The organism is Shewanella marisflavi (genome assembly GCF_002215585.1).
Lineage (GTDB): Bacteria > Pseudomonadota > Gammaproteobacteria > Enterobacterales > Shewanellaceae > Shewanella > Shewanella marisflavi.
In genome coordinates this window covers 2,983,767-3,006,370 of record NZ_CP022272.1, presented here as the reverse complement: position 1 = coordinate 3,006,370, position 22,604 = coordinate 2,983,767, and the positions used below count along the sequence as shown (strand labels likewise).

Annotated in this window: 18 protein-coding genes and 6 tRNA genes; 21 read left to right on the top strand and 3 right to left on the bottom strand. The window is 49.3% G+C overall.

The features are described 5' to 3' along the window. From truD to rpoS, 5 genes are all read left to right on the top strand, one after another. Entirely contained in the window at window positions 1–1,068 is a 1,068-nt protein-coding gene (gene truD, locus CFF01_RS13350; RefSeq protein ID WP_088905117.1) for a tRNA pseudouridine(13) synthase TruD, read from the top strand. After that, window positions 1,061–1,810: a 5'/3'-nucleotidase SurE gene (gene surE / locus CFF01_RS13345; RefSeq protein WP_033538645.1), complete on the top strand. Its 750-nt coding sequence runs from the start codon at window positions 1,061–1,063 to the stop codon at window positions 1,808–1,810. The genes truD and surE overlap by 8 nt, the downstream gene beginning before the upstream one ends. Continuing rightward, window positions 1,807–2,442 (top strand): protein-L-isoaspartate(D-aspartate) O-methyltransferase, encoded by a 636-nt coding sequence (locus tag CFF01_RS13340; protein ID WP_033538573.1) that lies wholly within the window; start codon window positions 1,807–1,809, stop codon window positions 2,440–2,442. The genes surE and CFF01_RS13340 overlap by 4 nt, the downstream gene beginning before the upstream one ends. 55 nt (window positions 2,443–2,497) lie before the next feature. Continuing rightward, a complete protein-coding gene (locus tag CFF01_RS13335) occupies window positions 2,498–3,409 on the top strand; it encodes a peptidoglycan DD-metalloendopeptidase family protein (RefSeq protein ID WP_088905956.1) in 912 nt (303 codons plus the stop codon). A 78-nt stretch (window positions 3,410–3,487) separates the two neighbouring features. Then, window positions 3,488–4,462 (top strand): RNA polymerase sigma factor RpoS, encoded by a 975-nt coding sequence (gene rpoS / locus CFF01_RS13330; RefSeq protein ID WP_033538572.1) that lies wholly within the window; start codon window positions 3,488–3,490, stop codon window positions 4,460–4,462. Window positions 4,463–4,644: 182 nt separating this feature from the next. Here rpoS and mutS read toward each other — a convergent pair whose 3' ends face one another. Next, window positions 4,645–7,212, bottom strand: a complete 2,568-nt coding sequence (gene mutS / locus CFF01_RS13325) for a DNA mismatch repair protein MutS (RefSeq protein ID WP_088905116.1) — start codon at window positions 7,210–7,212, stop codon at window positions 4,645–4,647. Window positions 7,213–7,544: 332 nt separating this feature from the next. Here mutS and recA point away from each other — a divergent pair, with 332 nt between their 5' ends. The 14 genes from recA to CFF01_RS13255 all read left to right on the top strand — a co-directional run bounded on the left by recA (window position 7,545) and on the right by CFF01_RS13255 (window position 17,331). Then, the gene (gene recA / locus CFF01_RS13320; protein WP_033538570.1) at window positions 7,545–8,606 is read left to right on the top strand and encodes a recombinase RecA; all 1,062 of its coding nucleotides are present in this window, start codon (window positions 7,545–7,547) and stop codon (window positions 8,604–8,606) included. A gap of 28 nt (window positions 8,607–8,634) precedes the next feature. Further along, window positions 8,635–9,084: a recombination regulator RecX gene (gene recX, locus CFF01_RS13315; RefSeq protein ID WP_081953784.1), complete on the top strand. Its 450-nt coding sequence runs from the start codon at window positions 8,635–8,637 to the stop codon at window positions 9,082–9,084. A gap of 191 nt (window positions 9,085–9,275) precedes the next feature. After that, a complete protein-coding gene (alaS, locus tag CFF01_RS13310; RefSeq protein WP_088905115.1) occupies window positions 9,276–11,900 on the top strand; it encodes an alanine--tRNA ligase in 2,625 nt (874 codons plus the stop codon). A gap of 306 nt (window positions 11,901–12,206) precedes the next feature. Then, window positions 12,207–12,404: a carbon storage regulator CsrA gene (csrA, locus tag CFF01_RS13305; RefSeq protein ID WP_033538568.1), complete on the top strand. Its 198-nt coding sequence runs from the start codon at window positions 12,207–12,209 to the stop codon at window positions 12,402–12,404. A gap of 213 nt (window positions 12,405–12,617) precedes the next feature. Further along, window positions 12,618–12,709, top strand: a tRNA-Ser gene (locus CFF01_RS13300). Window positions 12,710–12,730: 21 nt separating this feature from the next. Next, window positions 12,731–12,807 (top strand) — tRNA-Arg (locus tag CFF01_RS13295). A gap of 38 nt (window positions 12,808–12,845) precedes the next feature. After that, a tRNA-Arg gene (locus CFF01_RS13290) sits at window positions 12,846–12,922 on the top strand. Between the two features lie 27 nt (window positions 12,923–12,949). Beyond that, a tRNA-Arg gene (locus CFF01_RS13285) sits at window positions 12,950–13,026 on the top strand. A 54-nt stretch (window positions 13,027–13,080) separates the two neighbouring features. Next, window positions 13,081–13,157 (top strand) — tRNA-Arg (locus tag CFF01_RS13280). 8 nt (window positions 13,158–13,165) lie between these two features. Continuing rightward, window positions 13,166–13,257, top strand: a tRNA-Ser gene (locus tag CFF01_RS13275). Between the two features lie 475 nt (window positions 13,258–13,732). Beyond that, window positions 13,733–13,981, top strand: a complete 249-nt coding sequence (locus CFF01_RS13270) for an OadG family protein (RefSeq protein ID WP_088905114.1) — start codon at window positions 13,733–13,735, stop codon at window positions 13,979–13,981. 19 nt (window positions 13,982–14,000) lie between these two features. Continuing rightward, on the top strand, window positions 14,001–15,794 hold the full coding sequence (oadA, locus tag CFF01_RS13265; RefSeq protein WP_088905113.1) for a sodium-extruding oxaloacetate decarboxylase subunit alpha: 1,794 nt from the start codon (window positions 14,001–14,003) through the stop codon (window positions 15,792–15,794). 8 nt (window positions 15,795–15,802) lie between these two features. Further along, window positions 15,803–16,936: a sodium ion-translocating decarboxylase subunit beta gene (locus CFF01_RS13260; protein ID WP_033538565.1), complete on the top strand. Its 1,134-nt coding sequence runs from the start codon at window positions 15,803–15,805 to the stop codon at window positions 16,934–16,936. Between the two features lie 209 nt (window positions 16,937–17,145). Beyond that, a complete protein-coding gene (locus CFF01_RS13255) occupies window positions 17,146–17,331 on the top strand; it encodes a hypothetical protein (protein WP_033538642.1) in 186 nt (61 codons plus the stop codon). Window positions 17,332–17,372: 41 nt separating this feature from the next. Here CFF01_RS13255 and CFF01_RS13250 read toward each other — a convergent pair whose 3' ends face one another. Continuing rightward, window positions 17,373–17,558: a hypothetical protein gene (locus tag CFF01_RS13250; RefSeq protein WP_033538564.1), complete on the bottom strand. Its 186-nt coding sequence runs from the start codon at window positions 17,556–17,558 to the stop codon at window positions 17,373–17,375. A gap of 133 nt (window positions 17,559–17,691) precedes the next feature. Next, a complete protein-coding gene (locus CFF01_RS13245) occupies window positions 17,692–18,942 on the bottom strand; it encodes a dicarboxylate/amino acid:cation symporter (protein WP_088905112.1) in 1,251 nt (416 codons plus the stop codon). Between the two features lie 276 nt (window positions 18,943–19,218). Between CFF01_RS13245 and CFF01_RS13240 the strand changes: the two genes are divergently transcribed. After that, entirely contained in the window at window positions 19,219–19,641 is a 423-nt protein-coding gene (locus CFF01_RS13240; RefSeq protein WP_088905111.1) for a YqaA family protein, read from the top strand. 70 nt (window positions 19,642–19,711) lie between these two features. Continuing rightward, a complete protein-coding gene (locus CFF01_RS13235; RefSeq protein ID WP_088905110.1) occupies window positions 19,712–22,546 on the top strand; it encodes a M16 family metallopeptidase in 2,835 nt (944 codons plus the stop codon). The last annotated feature ends 58 nt before the right edge of the window (window positions 22,547–22,604 follow it).

Below are 22,604 nucleotides of genomic sequence, written 5' to 3'. Positions count from 1 at the left end.
ATGACCCCATTGCATTATTTGTTTGGCCAGCCTCAGGCGAGTGCCGATTTGAGAACCCATAACAGTGATTTTATCGTGCAGGAGATCCTGCCCTTTCTACCCACTGGTGAGGGGGAGCATCATATGCTGCATATTCGCAAGTCGGGGCTTAATACCGCCGATGTGGCACGTATGCTCTCTAGCTTTGCCGGTGTGCACCCGAAAGAAGTGACCTTTGCGGGGCAGAAAGACAGACACGCTATCACAGAGCAATGGTTTGGGGTAAGGATCCCGGGTAAGAGCATGCCCGACTGGCAATCGCTAAACAGTGAACAGCTAACTGTGCTTTCCAGTGCCCGTCACGGTAAGAAGCTGCGCACCGGCGCACTTGCAGGCAATCGTTTTACCCTGACGCTCAGAGCCGTCTCCGATATGGATGAAGTGGTCAGGCGTCTTGAGCTGATTAAACACACAGGTGTGCCCAACTACTTTGGTGAGCAGCGATTTGGTCATGACGGTAAAAATTTGATTTTTGGCCGTCAGATGCTCAACGGCAGCAAGAAGGTCAAGGATAGAAATAAGCGCAGTATCTATCTGTCAGCAGTGCGCTCACATCTCTTTAATCAAGTGGTCAGCGAGCGTTTACGTCAGTTCGAGCTTAAGGTGCTCGAGGGGGATTGCGTGATGCTGGCGGGCAGTAAGAGTTACTTTGTCGCCAACCCTTGGGATGAGGCGCTACACAAGCGATTGGATGAGCAAGATATTTTGCTCTCGGCGCCCTTATGGGGGCGTGGTCAGGCGCTGTGTGAAGCCGAGGCTCTGACGTTTGAGCAGAGTGTGTGTGAGCCCTTTGCTGAAGATTGTGCAGGCCTTGAGCAGGCGGGATTGAATCAAGAACGTCGCCCGCTTATCTTGCTACCCCAGCAACTCAGTTACGAGATTAACGACGATACCTTGGTCCTCAAGTTTGCACTACCAGCGGGCAGCTTTGCCACTTCTGTACTGCGGGAACTGGTGGATTATCAGGATGTCAAAGAGCGAGAGTTTCAGGCTCGTCGAGCCGCAGCGAGTGAACAAGCCCATGATTAAAATATTAGTCAGCAATGACGATGGTATAGCGGCACCTGGAATTGCCGCACTGTCTAATGCCTTGGCAAAACAATATGAGGTGATGACGGTAGGGCCAGATCGTAACTGCTCTGGCGCCAGTAACTCATTGACCTTGACTAACCCTTTGCGAATTAATAAGTTAGACAATGGTTATATTTCAGTCAGTGGCACGCCAACCGACTGTGTCCATCTGGCGATTCGTGAATTTTATGTTGAGGAGCCAGACATAGTGGTTTCTGGCATCAATGCCGGTGCCAATATGGGCGACGATACCCTTTATTCAGGGACGGTTGCCGCCGCGATGGAAGGGCGCTTTTTAGGCTTACCCGCCATTGCCATCTCTTTGGTAGGCCGAGAGTTGAAACATTATGATAGCGCCGCCTATTATGCCTGTAAGATAGTGGCAGGGCTTATTGAAAGCCCTATTGCATCGGACCAAATTTTAAATGTGAATGTGCCGGATCTGCCGCTGGATGAAATTAAAGGAATAAGGGTGACACGCCTTGGGGCGCGGCACAGGGCTGAGGGGATGGTGCGCATGCAAGATCCTGCCGGACGTGAAATATTTTGGCTCGGCCCTCCGGGTGAAGAGCAAGATGCCAGTGAAGGGACAGACTTTCACGCGGTTGCTAATGGCTATGTATCTGTGACGCCTTTAACTGTTGATCTGACGGCCTTTGAACAAGTTCCAAAAATAAAGCAATGGGTAGAGCAATTATGAATGGGGTAACCACCACGGCGGCACTGAATCTGGCACATAGCCTTCAGCGAGCTGGTATTAACAATACTGATGTATTATCTGTGGTGGCTAACACGCCAAGAGAACTTTTTCTTGATGCGGCTCTGGGGCACAAGGCTTATGAAAATACTGCCTTGCCTATCGGCCAGGGTCAGACGATCTCTCAGCCCTATATTGTCGCGCGGATGACAGAGCTGTTATTGGAAACCAAGCCCAAGCGGGTATTGGAGATTGGCACAGGCTCGGGTTACCAGGCGGCCATTCTCGCCCAGTTGGTTGACGAGTTGTGTACCGTTGAGCGGATTAAGAGTTTACAGATCCAGGCGCGTCAACGTTTAAAGCGACTCGATCTTCATAATGTTTCCTTTAAATATGGTGATGGCTGGAAAGGCTGGGCCAATAAGGGGCCTTTCGATGCCATCATGGTGACAGCCGCGGCAAGCAGTGTTCCCGAAGCACTGCTGGAGCAGCTGGTAGATGGTGGTGTGCTGGTGATCCCCGTAGGGGAAGAGACTCAGCAGTTGATGCGAGTCAGTCGCCAGGGCAATCAATTTTTCTCGAAAACCATAGAAATGGTCAAATTTGTCCCTCTGGTTAATGGTGAATTGGCTTAGTGGTTGTGACACGTATAGAAAGGCCTCTGCCTTGGAGCAGAGGGCTGGCGCTATGATGAGAGTCTTGTCAAAGAGCGTCGTTCATTTTGTTATATTATTCTTGTCGATCTGGATGACGGGTTGTAGCTTTCAGGCCCATACACCAGCACCTGTCGTTAACGTAAACACTCCGGTGAAGACTGCCTATAAAAGAGGTGGCCTCACATCCGACCACTATAAGGTCAAGCGTGGAGATACCCTGTACTCGATCTCCTGGGCCGCCAATAAAGATTTTGCCGAAATCGCCCGATATAACGGGCTTCGCAAGCCATATACCATCTATCCCGGACAGGTTTTAAAGCTAAAATCGACAAAGAATGTTACAAATGCCAAAACAAAGCAAAGCAGTCAAGTATTAGCGAGTAATAGGCAGCAAGACACTCGCAAAAGTTTTAATAAACAACCGGTTAAGCAAAGTCAGGCGCCGACCGTCAGTAAAATGGCACCGGTGAAAAAATCACTTGATCGGGGCGATAAATCAGCATACGCTGTTACAACTGACCAACAAGATGTTAACGTTGTTATCCACAAGCCGAGTAGTACTCTACCTAAGAAGGTGCAGCGGTGGCATTGGCCTGTTAAGGGCAAGTTGATCGGAAAATTCTCTACCAAGGAACAAGGTAATAAAGGAATTAAGATCGCAGGATCTCGGGGCGATCGCATACAGGCTGCGGCTGATGGGCGGGTAGTGTATGCAGGTAGTGCGCTGAGGGGATATGGCAATTTGGTGATTATTAAGCATAGCGATGACTATCTCAGTGCTTACGCCCATGCCGATAAGATCTTAGTTAAAGAGAAGCAATTCGTTACTGCAGGACAAACGGTAGCGAGTATGGGACAGACGGGCACCAACCAGGTGATGCTGCATTTTGAAATTCGGTATCATGGAAAATCCGTTGACCCACTTAAATTTTTGCCTAAATCATAATTTTTATAGGCGCCATTTTGGCAATTGGAGGATAGCAAAGTGCAGTAAATTAGCATGTAAAATTTGGGAGAGTATATTATGGGTCGTAAACAATCTACCGCCGTCGCGGAGCCCTTGGTTGACTTGTCTAAGAACGAGTCTGATCTATCAGTGACTAACAGCAAGAAGGTGATCAAAGACGCAGAACTAGAACAGCAAGTACAAGATGACTTACAAAAGAACTTAGATGCGACACAGCTGTATTTAAGTGAAATCGGATTTTCCCCCCTATTGAGTGCGGAAGAAGAGGTATATTTCTCACGTAAAGCCCTAAAAGGCTGTGATAAGTCTCGCAACCGTATGATTGAGAGTAATCTCAGACTCGTCGTAAAAATTGCACGTCGTTACAACAATCGTGGTTTGGCATTACTGGATTTGATTGAAGAAGGTAATTTAGGTTTGATCCGTGCGGTCGAAAAGTTCGATCCCGAACGCGGCTTCAGATTTTCAACCTATGCCACCTGGTGGATCCGCCAGACAATAGAACGTGCGATCATGAATCAAACTCGCACCATTCGCCTACCTATTCATGTGGTCAAGGAGCTTAATGTCTACCTTCGTACTGCCAGGGAGCTTGCGCACAAATTAGATCATGAGCCAACGGCAGAAGAGATTGCCGAGCAACTGGACTTGCCAAGTAGTGACGTGAGCAAGATGCTAAAGCTTAATGAGCGTATCACCTCAGTCGATACTCCACTTGGTGGCGACAACGACAAAGCCTTGCTGGATGTGCTCGCCGATGATGATAGCGTAGGGCCAGATTACAAGGTACAAGACGATGATATGTCTAAGTCTGTAGTGCGTTGGTTAGATGAGCTAAACAGCAAACAAAGAGAAGTACTTGCCCGTCGTTTTGGTCTGCTGGGTTATGAGCCTTCGACCCTGGAAAATGTGGGTAAAGAGATAGGACTCACTCGTGAAAGAGTTCGCCAAATTCAGGTTGAAGCCCTGAAGCGTCTGAAGGATCTCCTCAGCGCACAAGGACTATCGGTAGAAGCGATATTCCGAGTTTAACAAGAGCAAGTGGGGTGTAGGCTTAGTGGTTCAAAGTTGATGCCTCTTCAAAGGTGTTGAGCCTGGAAGAGCCATGCTAGTGTGTTATGGTAATTTGAAGCCCAAGGAAGATATTCTTTGTTTTGAGAGTCGACCCCATACCTTATTTAAAAAAGCGCACCTTAAGGTGCGCTTTTTGCTGTTTAACGAAGTTGTTTTAGCTCATAAAGGAGATCAAGCGCCTGTCTGGGGGTGAGACTATCAGGATCGATAGTGTCTAATCTGTCCAGTGCTTTTGAAGATTCAGGCATGGCGAGGCTTAGCTGTGCTTGTCTTAACTCGGGCAATCCCTCTTCTCTGTCTCGGCTTTCCAAGTGATGTAGCTTATGCTTGGCTGCTTGCACGACCTTGGCGGGCACGCCAGCCAGCGCGGCGACCTGTAGGCCATAGCTTTTGCTTGCCGCTCCCTCTTGTACTGCATGCATAAAGGCGATGGTATCGTCATGTTCTATGGCATCTAGATGTACGTTGGCCACATTCTCGATTTGTTCGGGTAGCTGAGTTAGCTCGAAATAGTGGGTGGCGAACAATGTCATCGACCTGAGGCTTTGCGCCAGATGCTCGGCAGCCGACCAAGCGAGCGATAAGCCATCATAGGTTGAGGTGCCGCGGCCAATTTCATCCATGAGCACTAAGCTTTCTGGCGTGGCATTGTGGAGTATGTTGGCGGTTTCAGTCATCTCCACCATGAAGGTTGAGCGCCCCGAGGCGAGATCGTCGGCGGCACCGATACGGGTAAAGATGCGATCGACCGGCCCTATCGCGGCCTTTTGTGCCGGCACAAAGCTGCCGATGTGCGCCATTAAGGTGATCAGGGCGACCTGGCGCATATAGGTTGATTTACCGCCCATGTTGGGGCCGGTGACAATTAGCATGCGTCTTGCGGGATTAAGTGACACTGGGTTAGCGATAAACGGGCTTTGACTGACGCGCTCGACCACAGGGTGCCTCCCTGCCTCGATATAAATGCCGCTCTGGGCCGTCAGTTCGGGCCTGTGATAGTCAAGCTGCTCTGCGCGCTCGGCAAAGTTAGTGATCACATCCAGTTCTGCCGCCGCCCGAGCAAACTCTTGCAACTCATGCAGGCGAGGCATCAGCAGGTCAAACAGTTCTTCCCACAGCTGTTTCTCGAGCGCCAGCGCCTTACCTTGGCTGGAGAGCACTTTTTCTTCATGCTCTTTAAGCTCGGCAACGATATAACGCTCGGTATTTTTAAGAGTTTGTCTGCGTTGATAACTCATTGGGACGAGATCGGACTCGCGCCGACTCACCTCGATATAGTAACCGTGCACTCGGTTATAGCCCACTTTTAAGGTGGAGGCGCCGGTGGCGGCTTTCTCACGGGCTTCGAGTTCGGCAAGGTAATCGGTCGCCCCTTGGCTGAGTTTGCGCCACTCATCCAGCTCGGCATGGTAGCCCTCTTTGATCACGCCGCCATCGCGGATCAGCATTGGGGGATTGTCGACGATAGCGCGGCTGAGCAGGGCATGTTCTTGTGGGAACTCACCCATTGACTGCGATAGCGTGCTTAGGTGAGCGCTGTGACATTGGCTCAGTGTCTGTTGAATGTCAGGTAATAGGGTTAATGCCTGGCGCAGACGGGCGAAATCTCTTGGCCGAGCACTGCGTATTGCCAGACGTGCCGTAATGCGTTCAATGTCGCCAAGGGCTTTTAATTGTTCGTGTAGCGGCTCATGAAAGCCATTGTTTAACAGCTCGTCGATAGCATCGTGGCGGGCATTGATGATGTTGTGGTTACGCAGTGGTTCATGGATCCACCTTTGTAACATGCGACTTCCCATAGGTGTCGCCGTGTTATCAAGTACCGAAGCGAGTGTGTTTTCACTGCCCCCTTGAAGGTTACGAGTAAGCTCGAGATTCTTACGAGTCGCGGCATCGAGTACTATGCTGTCACACTGGTTAAAACGGGTGATCGCATTGATATGGGGCAGGGCGGTGCGCTGGGTATCTTTGACATATTGGATAAGGCAGCCCGCCGCCTGCAGCGACAGGCGCACTTCTCCCAGGCCAAAACCGTACAGATCTTTGGTACCGAACTGTTCGAGCAGTAACTTGTAGCTGGTGTCATAATCGAACTCCCACTCTGGACGGCGGCGTTTGCCGGACAGGGAGTTAATCAGGCTCAGTTCGTTAAAATCTTCGCTATAGAGGAGCTCGGCGGGATTAGTACGCTGCAACTCCGCTTCCAGTGCCTCGCGACTAGCGAGTTCTGTCACGACGAATCTACCCGAGGAGACGTCTAGCGTCGCGTAGCCAAAGCCCACTTTCCCGTGGTAAACGGCCGCTAACAGGTTATCTTGCCGTTCCTGAAGTAGGGCTTCATCGGTCAAAGTGCCGGGAGTGACGATGCGAACAATTTTTCGCTCCACCGGCCCCTTGGTGGTTGCCGGATCGCCTATCTGTTCGCAGATAGCCACAGAGACTCTTAATTGCACCAGCTTAGCCAGATAGCCCTCCACTGCGTGGTAGGGAATGCCCGCCATAGGGATGGGATCGCCGCCGCTCTTGCCCCGGGCTGTGAGGGAGATCCCTAACAGCTCAGATGCACGCTTTGCATCGTCATAAAATAGCTCGTAAAAATCTCCCATACGATAAAAAAGCAGCATATCAGGCGTTTCGGCTTTCAACGTCAGGTATTGACGCATCATAGGGGTGTGCTTTTCAAGGTGTTGAGTATCGACGGCGTTCATGAATTAACCAAGGTTTCCTGCTGCGAAAAGAGTCTGTAATAGCGTGCAGATTATTACAGAATGAATGGCGTCAATACTAACAATAAATTTAGACTGGTTGCGCATTTATCCCGCTCGTTTGGGTAAATTTAGCGCGAATAAACCAGTAATGTCTCTAGCGGGCCTAAACCGATTTAGGCAAAAATAATCTCATACAGTACTTGATACTGTATGATTGTACAGTATACTAGGTTGCATATTCAGATAGCCTAAAACGATGCAGTTGCCGTTTCCCAGGCTTAACCATAACGGATACCCCACAGCGCAGCGTCTGTGATTGAGAGGAAAGCAGAATGAAGATTGATGCGAATAAAGAGAAAGCCCTGAGCGCGGTCCTTGGTCAGATTGAAAAGCAGTTCGGTAAAGGTTCCATCATGAAGTTAGGTGAAAACCGCTCTATGGATGTTGAAACCATTTCAACAGGTTCTCTGTCGCTGGACGTTGCATTGGGTGCCGGCGGTTTGCCTCTTGGTCGTATCGTTGAGATCTATGGCCCTGAATCTTCTGGTAAAACGACACTGACACTGGAAGTGATTGCTGCGGCGCAGCGCGAGGGTAAGGTTTGTGCCTTTATCGACGCCGAGCATGCATTGGATCCTATCTATGCTCAGAAACTCGGTGTAGATATTGATAACCTCTTGTGTTCACAGCCTGATACCGGTGAGCAGGCCCTTGAGATCTGTGACGCCCTGACTCGCTCTGGTGCGGTTGATGTGATCATCGTTGACTCGGTAGCGGCTCTGACGCCTAAGGCTGAGATTGAAGGTGAAATTGGTGATTCTCACATGGGTCTAGCGGCGCGTATGATGAGTCAGGCGATGCGTAAGCTCGCGGGTAACCTCAAGCAATCGAATACCTTGCTGATCTTCATTAACCAAATTCGTATGAAGATTGGTGTAATGTTTGGTAACCCAGAAACGACTACGGGTGGTAACGCACTTAAGTTCTACGCATCTGTTCGTCTGGATATCCGTCGTACCGGCGCCATCAAAGATCGTGAAGAAGTCATAGGTAACGAAACCCGGGTGAAAGTGGTTAAGAACAAGATTGCTGCGCCATTTAAACAGGCTGAGTTCCAGATTCTATATGGTGAAGGCATTAACCGTACTGGCGAGCTGGTGGATCTGGGTGTTACCCATAAGCTGATTGAGAAGTCAGGTGCTTGGTATAGCTACAAAGGTGACAAGATTGGTCAAGGCCGTGCCAACGCAGGTAAGTATCTGGTTGAAAACCCAGAGGTGGCTGCAGAGATCGATCATGCGCTGCGTGCCATGTTACTTGGCGGTGGTGAAGTGGTCGCAAAATCGGCGACGGGCGATGAAAATATCGACCTGGAAACTGGCGAAGTATTTTAAGCCTTAGTCATAAGCTACACGTTTCCTTATGAGCATGTCGGCCATGCAAGTTGCGGTGGGTCTTTTGGCCCGCCGCGATTATTCTCGCTACCAGATTAAGAGTAAGTTGGCGCAAAAAGGCTTTATCGATAGCGAGATAGAGGCTGTTTTGACCCAGTGCGAAAGTCAAGGTTATCTGGATGACGCCAGATTTGCTGCATTACTATTACGTTCTCATATTGCTAAGGGCCATGGTCAGAACAAAATACGCCAATCGATGGCGCAGAAGGGACTGGCTAAAGAGATTATTCAAGATACGCTTAATGCAAGTGACTGCGACTGGTTCGAGTTGGCGAAACAGAAAGCGGCCAAGAAATATGCTGCCAGCGGCCCGATAGAAGATCAAAAAGAGCGCGCTAAACGCGTTCGTTATCTACTTTCCCAAGGTTTCGCCTTTGACCAGGTGGCCTATGCGTTAGAGGTCGAACCCGACCTGTAATTCGCTTTTAATGACTAGACCTTTTTTAGCTATGCCCCTGGGGCAAACGCACGCTTTTTAGGGTTTCTTTAGTTATCCTCAGTTAAACCTCTGGTTGTTCACTAATAGACTGCTTATAATGCTTGGCTAACTAGAGCTGTCGGTGGAGCTCGAGCCTTCACCGCGAAAATAATCTAATTCAGGATGATTTCATGTATCAAACCACTGCAGCGCTGAGAAGTGCTTTCTTGGAGTTTTTCCGCAGAAACAGTCACCAGGTTGTGGACAGCAGTTCACTGGTACCTGGTAATGATCCCACCTTGCTATTTACCAATGCTGGTATGAACCAGTTTAAAGATGTTTTCCTGGGGGAAGACAAGCGCGATTATAGTCGTGCCACGACTGCCCAGCGCTGTGTGCGCGCCGGTGGTAAACATAATGACCTGGATAATGTTGGTTATACTGCCCGTCACCATACTTTCTTCGAGATGCTGGGTAACTTCAGCTTTGGTGACTATTTTAAGCACGACGCGATTCGTTTCGCTTGGACCTTTCTTACCGAAGAACTCAAGCTGCCCAAAGAGCGCCTGTGTGTCACGATTTATGAGACTGATGACGAAGCCTTTGAGATCTGGAACAAAGAGATTGGTGTAGCCGCTGAAAACATCATACGTATCGGTGATAACAAAGGGGCCGCCTTCGCCTCAGATAACTTCTGGCAGATGGGTGATACAGGTCCTTGTGGTCCCTGTACTGAGATCTTTTACGATCACGGCGAGCATATCTGGGGTGGTCGACCTGGCACGCCAGAGGAGGACGGTGACAGATTCATCGAGATCTGGAACATCGTTTTCATGCAATATAACCGTCAAGCCGACGGTACCATGGAACCGCTTCCAAAGCCCTCTGTTGATACAGGTATGGGCATAGAGCGTATTGCTGCGATCATGCAGGGTGTGCACTCTAACTATGAGATTGATATCTTCCAGTCACTCATCAAGAAGACGGCTGAGATCCTCGGTGTGACTGACTTGGAAAACAAGTCACTGCGCGTAATTGCTGACCATATCCGTTCTTGTGCCTTTTTAGTGGCCGATGGCGTGATGCCATCTAATGAAGGCCGTGGCTATGTGTTACGCCGTATTATTCGCCGCGCCGTGCGTCATGGTAACAAGTTAGGGGCTACTGAGTCTTTCTTCTATAAACTGGTACCAACCCTGATTGAAGTGATGGGCGACGCCGCCAAAGAGTTGGTGGCCACCCAAGCGATCGTCGAGAAGGCACTTAAGGCCGAAGAAGAGCAGTTTGCGCGTACCCTAGAGCGCGGTCTTGGTATTCTGGACAATGCCCTTAGCCAGCTTGAAGGTAAGGTACTCGATGGTGAAACCGCGTTTAAACTTTATGACACCTATGGTTTCCCTGTTGATCTCACTGCAGACGTGTGCCGCGAGCGTGATATCACGGTAGATGAAGCCGGTTTTGAAGCCGCGATGGCCGAGCAGCGCAGTCGTGCTCAGGCAGCAGGTCAGTTTGATACTGACTATAACGACAGCCTTAAGATCGATGCCGAGACAGAGTTTTGTGGCTACAACAATCTGAACGGTGAAGCTAAGGTCGTCGCCCTCTACGCCGATGGTCAGGCAGTCGATGCCTTAGCTGAAGGTGAACAAGGCGTTATCGTACTTGAAAGTACGCCTTTCTATGGTGAGTCTGGTGGTCAGTGTGGTGATAAAGGGCTTCTTAACGCCGACGGCATTGAGTTTACCGTTACAGACACGCAAAAGTATGGCCAGGCCGTTGGCCATATTGGTCAGGTGAAGAGTGGTCGCATCAACTTAGGTCAGTCCCTTTACGCAGCAGTTGATAAGAAGCTGAGACATCGCACTGAGCTTAACCATTCTGTGACACACTTGCTTCACGCCGCCTTGCGTCAGGTTCTTGGTAGTCATGTCAGTCAAAAAGGTTCTTTGGTTGAACCTGATCGCTTACGTTTCGACTTTTCTCATTTCGAAGCCGTGAAGCGTGAAGAGCTAAAACAGGTTGAAGATCTGGTGAACACTCAGATCCGTCGTAACCATGAGCTTAAGGCTGAGGTGATGGATATCGACCAGGCTAAAGAAAAAGGTGCCATGGCCCTGTTTGGCGAGAAATATGACTCTCAGGTGCGCGTTGTCACTATGGGTGATTTCTCTATCGAACTCTGTGGTGGTACTCACGTGGGGCGCACTGGTGACATAGGTCTGTTTAAGATCACCTCAGAAGGGGGGATTGCAGCAGGGATTCGCCGTATTGAAGCCGTGACAGGTGCTGCAGCAATGGCCTATGTGGCTGAGCAGCAGGCACAGCTTGAACAAGCTGCCGCGCTACTTAAAGGCGACAACGCCTCAGTGGTAACCAAGCTGAAGGCGCAGCTGGATAAGACCAAGCAGTTAGAGAAAGAGTTGTCACAACTTAAAGATAAGCTTGCTGCGGCGACCAGTGCCGATCTGGCTGGTGAAGCGCAAGAGCTTGGTGGTGTAAAGGTACTGGTGAAGCAGCTTGAAGGCGTTGAAGCTGGAGCGCTGCGTGGGCTACAGGATGAACTTAAGCAGAAGCTGCAGTCAGGCATAGTCGTATTGGGTATTGCAGGTGATGCTAAGGTGAACCTAATTGTCGGTGTGACCAAAGATCTGACCGCTAAGGTGAAGGCCGGTGAACTGGTGGCCATGGTTGCCGCTCAGGTGGGTGGTAAGGGCGGTGGACGCCCTGATATGGCACAGGCAGGCGGTAGCGAACCTGAAAACTTAAGTTCAGCGCTTGATTCTGTTATCCCTTGGTTATCAGAACGTTTGGCATAAGTTGTCTAATGAAAGAAAGCGCTCTTTGAGCGCTTTTTTTGTGTCAAATTGATGCTCTCTTAAGCTAAGGTACAGTTTAAAGTGCTAAATTTAATGCTGGTTTAATTGATCGTCCTTACTATCCCATTTATCTCTTATGCTCATATCTGATAAATCAGCGATGTGTGGCACATTTAAACGAATTAACATGCAATAAATGGGTGTTTTTTGTCAGAACACTATTAATTTGTACTAAGCTGACCGTATAATAAGGTTATAACGGAATAGTGCCGTAAAAGCAGAATTAGGAACTAAAGGAGCAAAAAAATGCTGATATTGACTCGTCGTGTTGGTGAAACACTGATGATTGGTGATGAAGTTACTGTCACCGTTTTAGGCGTAAAGGGCAATCAAGTTCGTATTGGTGTCAATGCACCAAAAGAAGTTTCGGTTCATCGTGAAGAGATTTATCAGCGTATCCAGTCTGAAAAGTCAGGTGGCTCTTCTGAAGGCGGCAATTTTTAAGCGAAAGATTTAACCAGTGTAACATGATAAGAGTCAGCAATTTTGCTGGCTTTTTTGTTTTTCATTGTAAGCTTTTTAACCATTACGGCGACATAGCATACAGGGCTGTAGGATAATCAGGGGTAACTGCTTAAAAACAGCTCAAACAGTATTTGTTTAGGAGAAATGGTTTGACTTATTTTCTTCAAACAGTAATATGTGCGCCAAGAAAACGGAGAGGTGGCCGAGTGGCCGAAGGCGCTCCCCTGCTAAGGGAGTATGGGCTTTAACTCCCATCGAGGGTTCGAATCCCTCCTTCTCCGCCATTTCTTAACTGACAAAACAGGGCGCGTGTAGCTCAGCTGGATAGAGTACCTGGCTACGAACCAGGCGGTCAGAGGTTCGAATCCTCTCACGCGTACCATTTGTTTTTCAGTGAAAGTAGGTTTATAGATATAAGATGCGCGTGTAGCTCAGCTGGATAGAGTACCTGGCTACGAACCAGGCGGTCAGAGGTTCGAATCCTCTCACGCGTACCATCTATTTCTTCTACTGTTTTATTCTGTGCGCGTGTAGCTCAGCTGGATAGAGTACCTGGCTACGAACCAGGCGGTCAGAGGTTCGAATCCTCTCACGCGTACCATATTTAAAAAAATCGACGGTTTTTACCGTCGTTTTGTTTGTAAGACTAGAATTTGCGCGTGTAGCTCAGCTGGATAGAGTACCTGGCTACGAACCAGGCGGTCAGAGGTTCGAATCCTCTCACGCGTACCATTTTAGACGGAGAGGTGGCCGAGTGGCCGAAGGCGCTCCCCTGCTAAGGGAGTATGGGCTTTAACTCCCATCGAGGGTTCGAATCCCTCCTTCTCCGCCATTATTAAAACCCGCAACTTTGGTTGCGGGTTTTTTTATGTCTTGATTTTCCCTGCTCATTTATCCAGTCTTGCCTAGATAGTCCTTTGTTTACTGTTTTTTATGCATAAACTTGCATATTCAACTATGCCTTGTTCTTTTTTGTGAATTCAATTTTTAACTCATTTCTAGGTTTTTAACGTAAATCTAGTCTTGGTGCCTAAATTTCTGATGAATCGCTAAAATTACAGTTAATTTATTATGGAATGTAAGACGGCCTATCATCAATTAGTCTTATTATGGTAAGACCAATTTACAATGTGCTCGCCTTTTTGTTATAGATTGGTTAAGGTTTCCTGGTCGCAGGAGAGCTTTTTGCGCTTAACCGGTCGACACCTGTAGCGACTTGTGTTTATTTAAATGCGCATATTGTGAATAAATAGCTTGTAGATGGCTGAATCGTCAATCTAAGAGCGCGATTAACCTGAGAGGACTGTATGGATTCAATGGCTCAACAGATAATGGAAGCGTTGATGATCATGGGGCTAGGTATGGGATTGGTGTTTATATTCCTCACTATACTCATTGGGGTTGTGAAATTGGTTGCTTGGAAATTTGCACCAGAGGCCCATGTACCGCCTGTATCAGACGCTTCTGACGAAGGTGTACCCCATTTTACTGGTGTAGATCCTAAAATGGTCGCCGTAATTTCTGCAGCCATACATCAATACCGCGCCAAAGCATAATAAAGAGTAGGGAGTTTTTATGAGCAAGCCACTTGCATTAACCGATGTTGTTCTAAGAGATGCACACCAATCGATTCTTGCCACACGTCTTCGTATCGAAGATATGCTTCCTATCGCCGCCCAATTAGACAAAGTTGGGTTTTGGTCATTGGAGTCTTGGGGGGGCGCGACTTTTGATGCCTGTATTCGTTATCTGGGAGAGGATCCTTGGGAGCGTATTCGTGAATTAAAGAAAGCTATGCCTAACACGCCGCAGCAGATGCTGCTTCGAGGCCAGAACCTTTTGGGCTACCGCCACTATGGTGATGATCTAGTACATCGTTTCGTTGAGCGAGCCCATGACAATGGTGTAGATGTCTTCCGTATTTTCGATGCCATGAATGATGTGCGCAATCTTGAGGCTGCAGTTAAATCTGTGGTCGACGTTGGCGCCCACGCTCAGGGGACTATCTCTTACACTACCAGCCCGGTCCACACCTTAAAGACTTGGGTCGATATGGCGAAACGCCTGGAAGATATGGGCTGCCATTCACTCTGTATCAAAGATATGGCAGGTCTGCTAAAGCCATTTGACGCCTATGAGTTGATTAGCCAGCTAAAGGCGCAGACCAATCTGATCGTTTCCATGCAGTGTCATGCGACCACAGGGTTAAGTACAGCGACCTATCAGAAGGCTATTGAGGCCGGTATTGACGTGCTAGATACCGCTATCTCCTCTATGAGCCAAACCTATGGCCACAGCGCCACAGAGACCTTAGTGGCCATGGTGGAAGACACAGACAGAGCCACAGGTTATGACATGGCGCTGCTCGAAGAGATCGCAGCCTATTTCAGAGAGGTACGCAAGAAATACGCTGCCTTTGAAGGGGAACTAAAGGGGATCGATTCGCGCATTCTACGTGCCCAAGTGCCTGGTGGCATGCTCACTAATATGGAAAATCAGCTGAGAGAGCAGGGGGCTACAGACAAGTTAGATCTCGTGCTTGAGGAGATCCCTAAGGTTCGTGAAGACCTTGGCTTTATTCCATTGGTGACCCCTACCTCACAGATTGTTGGCACACAGGCAGTGATTAACGTACTCACAGGTGAGCGTTATAAATCACTGACTAAAGAGACAGAAGGTGTACTCAAGGGTGAATACGGCGCTACGCCGGCGCCAGTGAATAGTGAGCTGCAGGCGAAAGTATTGGCCGGTGGTGAGGCGATCACTTGTCGTCCTGCCGACCTGCTGCCAGCCGAGCTAGACAGCCTTAGGGCTGAATTGAGGGACAAAGCCAGTAGCGAGCAGATAAGCTTGGCTGCAGAATTGGACGATGATGTGCTGACTTATGCACTCTTTCCACAAATCGGTCTTAAGTTCCTTAAAAACCGCAATAACCCAGATGCCTTTGAGCCTAAGCCAGAAGCGCTTCAGCCGTCGATTAGCAACGATGTACAGCAGGCCGTTCCATCGAAAGGTAAAGAGACCTATACGGTCAATGTACAAGGTCAGAGCTTTGTGGTTGAGGTCTCACCGGGTGGCGATATCAGTCAAATAGTGCCTAGCGAGAATGTCGTGCCTTTTGCGGCGCCAGAACCCGCTGCAACCAGTGTTGGTGAGGGTTCGCCCATGAATGCGCCGTTGTCGGGCAATATCTTCAAGGTGAATGTGCAGCCTGGCGATGCCGTTAAGGCGGGGGATGTGGTGATCATTCTCGAAGCCATGAAGATGGAAACCGAAATCCGCGCCGAATCAGATGGTGTGATTGCCAAGGTTTGCGTTAAGGAAGGTGACTCTGTTGCCGTTGGCAATCAACTGCTTGCCATAGCTTAGGAGCCACAATGGACGGATTAATTGCCTTTTGGGCGGAATCGGGGATCGCCAATTTCACTTCTGGCCAGCTATTTATGATGGCGGTTGGCGTGGTGTTACTCTATCTGGCTATCGCCAGAGGATTTGAGCCGCTGTTGCTGTTGCCGATAGGCTTTGGTGCCATCTTGGCTAACATCCCTAATGGGGGCTTCACCGAAGAGGGCGGCATGCTTTACTACGCCTATCATGTAGGGATTGAAACCGGCGTCTTTCCGCTATTGATCTTCATGGGGGTCGGCGCCTTGACCGATTTCGGTGCCCTTATCGCTAACCCTAAGATGTTGCTTCTGGGGGCGGCGGCGCAGTTTGGTATCTTTGCCACCTTAATTGGTGCTATCGCTCTCAATGCCGTACCTGGTTTTGAGTTCTCGATGCAAGATGCGGCGGCGATTGCCATCATCGGCGGCGCTGATGGGCCAACGGCTATATTCTTAGCCTCTAAGCTGGCGCCAGATCTGCTTGGTGCAATTGCGGTAGCGGCATACTCTTATATGGCTCTGGTACCTATTATCCAGCCGCCTATCATGAAGCTGCTGACGACAGAGGCCGAGCGTCAGATCAAGATGGAGCAACTGCGTGAGGTGAGTAAGAAAGAGAAAATCATCTTTCCTTTGTCGGTACTAGGGTTGACCATACTCTTCTTGCCGGCAGCAACACCTTTGGTGGGCATGTTCTGTCTGGGTAACCTAATGCGAGAGTCTGGTGTGGTCGATAGGTTATCTAGTACGGCGCAGAATGAGCTGATTAACTTAGTCACTATCTTTCTGGGTTTGGCGGTCGGCTCTAAGCTATCGGCGGATAAATTTCTCCAGGTGGAAACCTTAGGTATTTTAGTCTTGGGCGCCGTGGCTTTTGGTATTGGTACGGCGACCGGAGTGTTGATGGCCAAACTGATGAGCAAGTTGTCTGGAGGCACTATCAATCCTCTGATTGGTGCGGCCGGTGTATCGGCTGTGCCTATGGCGGCTAGGGTGGTCAATAAAGTAGGGCTGCAGGCTAATCAGCAGAACTTCCTCTTGATGCACGCCATGGGGCCCAATGTAGCGGGTGTCCTGGGCTCCGCCGTTGCCGCCGGGGTTCTCTTAGCGGTATTGGGTGGCTAATCGCTAAAGTTTTACTCGGTTTTGAACGGTCAGCCTGCGTGCTGGCCGTTTTACGTGTGGTCTATGCGATATAACTTAATCAAGCTAATGCTAAAGCAATTGATGCAGATCAACGCCTAGTGTGTCGTTTTAGTGTTTTATAAGTGTGATCTGGTTCGCATTCGCTGTGTTTTAGTGAGCCTAAGCCCATTTTGAGAGAGGATCGAATGATGGAGTTACGACCTAATTGCTATACCGATATCTGTGTTAACGGTAAATGGTTTCATTATGATCACGGTGAGCATTCAGTGTTTATGTTGAATGGCGGCCATCCATTGACCTTTGAGTTAAGCGAACTGCCCACCACAGAAGCAGAGTTGGAAGCGCACTTAGCGGCATTCACTGACCAGAAGTAAGTGTTGTTATAAAATTTGTGCCTGTACTCGGCATTGCTGTTTTAGCCCCGTAGATTTTGTTCGGCGGTGAGCCAGAGCAGGAAGCCGAGTGACAGCATCAGGGTTGCACTGATTGCTATGATATAGATGAAGCCTTTCTTGCCTTGTCGTAACGGCACGCCGTTAAGATAGAGAAAGAGTGCCCAGAATAGACTTAAGATGATCGGCAGTAAAAACATGCGAGCCATAATGGTTTATCAGTACCTTATTGCTAGAGGCGAGTCTTATATGATTTAAACCCAGTATTTCTGTTTTAACAAGCAATTAGCAATAAAAAAGCCGCATTAAGCGGCTTATTGTTTTCTGGGGAGCTGGTAAGGCTTAGCCTGTGGCCTTTGAAGTTTCAACTTCATCATTGCGGTAGAACTGCTCTTCATCTAGCTGACCTTCAGACTTACCAACCACCACGGCAGTCATCATGTCGCCCGTCACATTTGTCGCTGTGCGCATCATATCGATCACTCGGTCGATGGCGGCGATAAAGGCGATTCCCTCAAGTGGCAGACCAACTACGCCTAAGGTTACCGAGAGCATGACCATGGCACTACCAGGTACACCGGCTGTGCCCACTGAAGCAACCGTTGCGGTGACCGCAATCAGCATGTAGTCGGTCATCTCTAGCGGAATACCGTAGATTTGTGCGATGAAAATAGCCGCGATTGCCGGGTAGATACCGCCACAACCATCCATGTTCATGGTGGCACCTAACGGCAGTACAAAGGCGCCATATTTTTTGGATACGCCCATGGTTTCTGTGGCGCGGGTACTGGCTGGCAGAGTGCCGAAGCTAGAGGCCGTGGTAAAGGCCACCAACTGAGCTGGCATCGCCTTTCTGAAAAATTGGACTGGGCTTAGCCCTGCCGCGAATTTAATCAGGCCGCCATAAACGAACAGTATGTGGATCAAGGCGGCAATGTAGATGGCGCCAATAAACTTACCTAGCGGCAGCAGGGTCGACAAACCATATTCGCCAACCACCCAGGCCATCAGACCAAATACGCCGATAGGCGTTAGTTGCAGCACCATACGGGTAAGCTGGAACATCACCTCTGCACCGGCTTCAATCGTACGTTTCAAAGGCTCGGCTTTTTCGCCAATCTTGTTGATGGCAATACCGACTAAGGCAGCAAAGACGATGATCTGCAGTACTTTACCTTCGGCAAGAGAAGCAAAAGGGTTAACGGGGATCATATCCAGTAGCACCTGGGCAAAGCCTGGCACGTTGCGTTCACGCACCTCTGTGGTGGCTAGCTCCATTGAGCCGCCCATGTCGATCAGACTACCCACGGTGAGGCCAATGAGCGAGGCGATAGTGCCGGTTAGCATAAACATTGCCAGTGTCTTAAAGCTTAGGCGTTTAAGGCTGACATCATTACCCAGTGAGGTGATACTGACGACAATAGCGCAGAAGATGAGCGGGGCAACCAACATCTTGATGGCTGCGATGAAAAGATCGCCCAAAGGCTTAAGGTGTGTTGCTTGTTCGCCCAGAATAATGCCCAGACTCACCCCTAAAATAAAACCGGCGAGAACTTTTTGCCAAAAGGGGATCTGTTTAATTGTTTGCCACATGGGTTTGTTCCAAATTTTTTAAGTTGTTATTGTGGATGGCGTTTTTTATCAATCGTGAATTGCTTGTTCTAGCATGAGCCATCCAGGTATTTCAACCTTAACGAGAGAGCCTGACATTGTATCTGGGCTTTACCTTGCTTACCAAAGCGATTTTGTTATAACTTATTGTGATATAAGAGTTTGTTTTAATAAGATTAAATTTTCACTTTTAGGTAACATTATTATTTTGAATAGATTGCACATAAAAATTTACTTTTTTTCATTAGGTAGCAAATTATGACCGCGTTATGGTTGATCTTTAGTGGCGCCTTTTTCGCCGCAACCTTGCTACCTGGAGGTTCTGAGGTTTTGTTGGTGGCGCTGATCGATCAGGCGCCTGAGACCTGGCTTGCTTTGGTAATCGCGGCTACCCTGGGGAACACATTAGGTTCCTTGACCAGTTATTATTTGGGGGCTTTGGGCCGTGTGGCCAAGACGCCTGAGGAACTGGCCAGTGGTCGGTATCGTCATAGCGTTAAATTGATTGAGCGTTATGGCTATTGGAGCCTGTTGCTCGCCTGGACGCCGCTTATCGGCGATATCTTGTGTCTACTTGCGGGCTGGATGAAGATGCCTTTGCTTAAATCCAGTCTGATGATTTTGATCGGGAAAGGGTTGCGTTATCTGCTAGTTGCGGCATTAGCGCTACATTGGGTGTAAGCTATTTGGCTGCTACCCTGGGGCGTTAACCTCGGCAGTAAACCTTGGTTGTTTCTTGTAGGAGTAATAAATGAAAAAATGGATATTGGCCGCGGCTATCTCAGCGGCATTGAGCGCCTGCGCGACTGCGCCTGTGCAAACGGCGCTCCCTCAGGGCGTCTCCCTGATTGAGAATGTGGCCTTAGCCGAATCAGGTGTTGGCATCCCCTATAAAAAATATCAACTGGCCAACGGCCTGACGGTTATCTTGCATCAAGATCGTTCCGATCCATTGGTTCACGTCGATGTGACCTACCATGTGGGGTCGGCAAGGGAGTTGCCTGGACGTTCAGGTTTTGCACATCTCTTTGAACATATGATGTTCCAGGGCTCTAAACATGTAGGCGATGAGCAGCATTTTAAGACGGTGACGGAAGCCGGAGGCACCCTTAACGGTACCACCAACACAGATCGAACCAACTATTTTGAGACTGTACCCAGCAATCAGCTGGAAAAGATGCTCTGGTTAGAGTCGGATCGCATGGGCTATTTCTTGCCAGCCTTGACCGAGAACAAGTTTGAGGTGCAGCGTGAAACCGTGAAGAACGAGCGGGCACAACGTATCGATAACCAGCCCTATGGTCGGATGAACGAGCGCTTCAATCAGGCGTTCTATCCATCGGGTCATCAATACTCTTGGCCGGTGATTGGCTGGCCAGAAGATCTTGACCGCGCCGAGCTCGATGATGTGAAACATTTCTTCCAGCGTTGGTATGGACCTAACAATGCCACCTTGACCATAGGTGGTGATTTTGACGAGATGCAGGCCCTTGCTTGGGTGAACAAGTATTTTGGTGAGATCCCAAGAGGCCCAGAGGTGAAACCTGAGCCCAAGCAACTGGTGACCTTGGACAAGACACGTTATATCTCGATGGAAGACAGGGTACATTTGCCGCTGCTGCGCATGGCATTTCCAACCGTCTATGCCAGCCATGAAGATGAAGCGGCGCTGGACCTATTAGCCAACATTATCGGCGGCGGCCCCACATCACTGGTTTATAAAAACTTAGTGAAAGATGGTTATGCTGTGCAGGCTGGTGTAAGCCATCCTTGCCAAGAGCTGGCATGTCAGTTTTCTATCTACGCCCTGGCCAATCCAGCACGAGGCGGTCAGCTGGCTGATGTGGAGCAGCGTATCAAGGAGTCTATCGCCGAGTTTGAACAGCGGGGCGTAACAGACGACGATCTGCAAAAAGTAAAGGTTCAGTTCGAGGCCAGCACTATCTTTGGCCTGCAAAGCGTCAAGGGTAAGGTATCGACACTTGCGCTGAATCAAACCTTCTTTGGTAATCCCGATATGATAGCGCACGATCTTAAGCGCTATGCCAGCGTGACCAAAGAAGATGTGATGCGGGTGTTTAACACCTATATCAAGGACAAACCTATGGTTGTGATGAGTGTAGTGCCCCAGGGGCAGAAGCAGCTGATCGCCCATGAGGATAACTTTGTGCCGCCTGCGCCGCGAGTGGCTGCTGAGGCGGTAACAGGCGTAACAGAGGTGGCTGAGGCCCACAGCAGCTTCGATCGTAGTCAAATGCCAAGCGCCCAACAGGCGCCGGTGATCACTGCGCCGAGTCTGTGGACAGATACATTAAGTAACGGTATCGCAGTAATGGGAACTGAAAGCGACGAGACCCCCACGGTCGAGCTGCTTATCTACCTCAATGGCGGGCATCGTCTTGTTGACGTTAAACAGGCGGGACTTGCCAGCCTGACGGCAGCCATGCTCAATGAGTCGAGCGAGCAGCGCAGCACCGAGGAGCTGGCACAGGCACTGGAGATGATAGGCAGTAGCGTCAGCTTTGGTAGCAGTGTTTATCAAAGCTATATCAAAGTCTCAGCGCTAACCTCGCACCTTGATGAGACCTTGGCCATAGTGGAGGAGAAACTCTTTCACCCAGGGTTTAAAGAGCAAGATTTTACCCGTGTGATTGGGCAACACATGCAGAGCCTGCAGCATATGCAGTCCGACCCTAACTATCTGGCCGATACTCGGTTTGACGCCTTACTCTATGGTGGTGACACAGCACTGGGTGTGAGCGCCATGGGCACCCCAGATACAGTGTCTCAGCTGACACTCGATGATGTTAAGGCTTTCTACGACAAGCAATATCGCGCCGGTAACGCCCAGATAGTGGCCGTGACTAACTTGTCACAGTCGGAGCTGATGCCTAAGTTAACAGGCTTATCAAAGTGGACTGGAGAGGCGAGTAAACTGCCAACTCTGGCGGAGCTGCCTAAACTCGATGCCGGTACTGTCTACATTCTCGATAAGCCGGGCGCGGCGCAATCTGTGATTAAAATCGGTAAGCGTGCCATGGCATTTGACGCCACCGGCGAGTTCTTTAAGTCCTATTTGATGAACTATCCCTTAGGCGGTGCCTTTAACAGCCGAATTAACCTTAATCTGCGTGAAGATAAGGGCTATACCTATGGTGCACGTAGCTACTTCAGTGGCGGCAGCGAGCAAGGCTTGTTCGAGGCTTCAGCCAGTGTACGCAGTGATGTGACGGCTAAGGCACTAGTTGAATTTGCCAAAGAGATTGAGGGCTATCAGGCCAAAGGCATGACGGACAAAGAACTGGCCTTTATGCGCAGCTCGATCTCACAGGGACAGGCGCTAGATTATGAAACCCCCTATCAAAAGGCGGGTTTCATGCGTAAGATCCAGCGCTATAATCTGTCACCCGACTATACCGAGCAGCAGGCAAAGATCATCAAGCAAATAGGAAAAGATGAACTTAATCGCCTGGCCAAGGAAAAACTCGAAATGGACAATATGATAGTGTTAATCGTCGGTGATAGCGCTAAAATCGAGACCGAGATTAAAGCCTTAGGCTACAAGGTGAGTCATTTGGAGTTGTAATTTCGATATTACGCCCATATATAAGGCATCAGCGGTGAGCATTAACTCTGCTCACCGC

Bases quoted from the DNA above. Each gene is read 5' to 3' on its own strand.
- truD (WP_088905117.1), top strand. From the start codon at position 1: ATGACCCCATTGCATTATTTGTTTGGCCAGCCTCAGGCGAGTGCCGAT.
- surE (WP_033538645.1), top strand. From the start codon at position 1,061: ATGATTAAAATATTAGTCAGCAATGACGATGGTATAGCGGCACCTGGA.
- CFF01_RS13340 (WP_033538573.1), top strand. From the start codon at position 1,807: ATGAATGGGGTAACCACCACGGCGGCACTGAATCTGGCACATAGCCTT.
- CFF01_RS13335 (WP_088905956.1), top strand. From the start codon at position 2,498: ATGAGAGTCTTGTCAAAGAGCGTCGTTCATTTTGTTATATTATTCTTG.
- rpoS (WP_033538572.1), top strand. From the start codon at position 3,488: ATGGGTCGTAAACAATCTACCGCCGTCGCGGAGCCCTTGGTTGACTTG.
- mutS (WP_088905116.1), bottom strand. From the start codon at position 7,212: ATGAACGCCGTCGATACTCAACACCTTGAAAAGCACACCCCTATGATG.
- recA (WP_033538570.1), top strand. From the start codon at position 7,545: ATGAAGATTGATGCGAATAAAGAGAAAGCCCTGAGCGCGGTCCTTGGT.
- recX (WP_081953784.1), top strand. From the start codon at position 8,635: ATGAGCATGTCGGCCATGCAAGTTGCGGTGGGTCTTTTGGCCCGCCGC.
- alaS (WP_088905115.1), top strand. From the start codon at position 9,276: ATGTATCAAACCACTGCAGCGCTGAGAAGTGCTTTCTTGGAGTTTTTC.
- csrA (WP_033538568.1), top strand. From the start codon at position 12,207: ATGCTGATATTGACTCGTCGTGTTGGTGAAACACTGATGATTGGTGAT.
- CFF01_RS13270 (WP_088905114.1), top strand. From the start codon at position 13,733: ATGGATTCAATGGCTCAACAGATAATGGAAGCGTTGATGATCATGGGG.
- oadA (WP_088905113.1), top strand. From the start codon at position 14,001: ATGAGCAAGCCACTTGCATTAACCGATGTTGTTCTAAGAGATGCACAC.
- CFF01_RS13260 (WP_033538565.1), top strand. From the start codon at position 15,803: ATGGACGGATTAATTGCCTTTTGGGCGGAATCGGGGATCGCCAATTTC.
- CFF01_RS13255 (WP_033538642.1), top strand. From the start codon at position 17,146: ATGGAGTTACGACCTAATTGCTATACCGATATCTGTGTTAACGGTAAA.
- CFF01_RS13250 (WP_033538564.1), bottom strand. From the start codon at position 17,558: ATGGCTCGCATGTTTTTACTGCCGATCATCTTAAGTCTATTCTGGGCA.
- CFF01_RS13245 (WP_088905112.1), bottom strand. From the start codon at position 18,942: ATGTGGCAAACAATTAAACAGATCCCCTTTTGGCAAAAAGTTCTCGCC.
- CFF01_RS13240 (WP_088905111.1), top strand. From the start codon at position 19,219: ATGACCGCGTTATGGTTGATCTTTAGTGGCGCCTTTTTCGCCGCAACC.
- CFF01_RS13235 (WP_088905110.1), top strand. From the start codon at position 19,712: ATGAAAAAATGGATATTGGCCGCGGCTATCTCAGCGGCATTGAGCGCC.